General features: G+C 52.7%; 1 rRNA gene. It reads right to left on the bottom strand.

Annotated elements, in window-relative coordinates:
- Positions 1–1,737: ribosomal RNA gene (locus tag E0Y80_RS20505) — 23S ribosomal RNA — on the bottom strand; the annotation flags it as partial.
- Between the last annotated feature and the right edge of the window lie 119 nt (positions 1,738–1,856).

The following is a 1,856-nucleotide window of genomic DNA, read 5'->3' as shown; positions in this document are numbered from 1 at the left end:
GCGCCCCTTCTCCCGAAGTTACAGGGCCATTTTGCCGAGTTCCTTAGCCATGATTCACTCGAGCACCTTAGGATTCTCTCCTCGACCACCTGTGTCGGTTTGCGGTACGGGTCTTGATGGCCTGAAGCTTAGCGGGTTTTCTTGGAAGTCTGCTTACCTGCGCTATCAGCGCCCCCGAGGGTTTGCTGTACTATCGGGCTTCGGCTGTACCGGCGGATTTGCCTACCGGTCCAATACCTTTGCCCTTCAACGAACTATTCCGTCAGTTCGCGGCAGTGTCACTACTCCGTCACCACATCGCAGCCATCAACAGTACGGGAATATTAACCCGTTGGCCATCGGCTGCCTCCCTTCGGATGCGCCTTAGGGCCCGACTAACCCTGATCCGATTAGCGTTGATCAGGAAACCTTGGTCTTTCGGTGGGCGGGTTTCTCACCCGCCTTATCGTTACTTATGCCTACATTTGCTTTTCCATCAGGTCCACCACAGGTCACCCTGCGGATTCACCCCCGATGGAATGCTCCCCTACCAGTGCAATAAATTGCAATCCATAGCTTCGGTACCGTTCTTGATGCCCGTTTATTATCCACGCCCGGCCGCTCGACTAGTGAGCTGTTACGCACTCTTTAAATGAATGGCTGCTTCCAAGCCAACATCCTAGCTGTCTGGGCAACCGGACCTCGTTAGTTCAACTTAGAACGAATTTGGGGACCTTAGCTGATGGTCTGGGTTCTTTCCCTCTCGGCCTTGGACCTTAGCACCCAAAGCCTCACTGCCGGCCATATCTAGCAGCATTCGGAGTTCGTCTGGATTTGGTAGGATTTGACTCCCCCGCACCCAATCGGTAGCTCTACCTCTGCTAGACTCATATGCCGACGCTGTTCCTAAAAACATTTCGGGGAGTACGAGCTATTTCCCAGTTTGATTGGCCTTTCACCCCTACCCTCAGGTCATCCGGAAACTTTTCAACGTTTATCGGTTCGGTCCTCCAGTACGTGTTACCGCACCTTCAACCTGCCCAAGGGTAGATCACAAGGTTTCGCGTCTACCTCGTCCGACTATACGCCCTATTCAGACTCGCTTTCGCTTCGGCTCCTGGCCTTAAGCCATTAACCTTGCCGGACAAGAGTAACTCGTAGGCTCATTATGCAAAAGGCACGCCGTCACGGAATCGCTCCGCTCCGACCGCTTGTAAGCACACGGTTTCAGGTTCTTTTCACTCCCCTGTTCGGGGTTCTTTTCACCTTTCCCTCACGGTACTGGTTCACTATCGGTCTCTCAGGAGTATTTAGCCTTGCCAGATGGTGCTGGCGGATTCCCACAGGATTTCTCCGGTCCCGCGGTACTCAGGATCCCGCTATGCCTGTATTCTTTGCCTGTACGGGGCTCTCACCCTTATCGCGCAGTTTCCCACCTGCTTCCAGTTCATAGCACAGTACAATATCGCGGTCCTACAACCCCGCACATGCCGTAACATGCGCGGTTTGGGCTCTTTCCCGTTCGCTCGCCACTACTTGGGAAATCATTGTTATTTTCTCCTCCTACGCCTACTTAGATGTTTCAGTTCAGCGCGTTCGCCTCAATTGATGGCATGTCTTCAACATGCCGGGTTGCCCCATTCGGAAATCCACGGATCGAATCGCATTTGCCGATCCCCGTGGCTTATCGCAGCTTATCACGTCCTTCATCGCCTCTGAGAGCCTAGGCATCCCCCGTGTGCCCTTGTTTACTTTCTTCACCGTATCACCCCTTTTGCTAAGTGATAGGTTGCTTTTGGCCTTTGGCATCGCTGCCAAAAACCTCTGTTGTCTTCTCTTGTTATCTCTTTTCTTCCAATATGTCAAAGAACTCTTTA

This window comes from Sphingobacterium endophyticum (assembly GCF_009733535.1).
In the GTDB taxonomy this organism is placed as follows: Bacteria; Bacteroidota; Bacteroidia; order Sphingobacteriales; family Sphingobacteriaceae; genus Sphingobacterium; species Sphingobacterium endophyticum.
The sequence above is the reverse complement of the archived record's forward strand: the minus strand, read 5'-3'. Positions and strand labels throughout refer to the sequence as shown.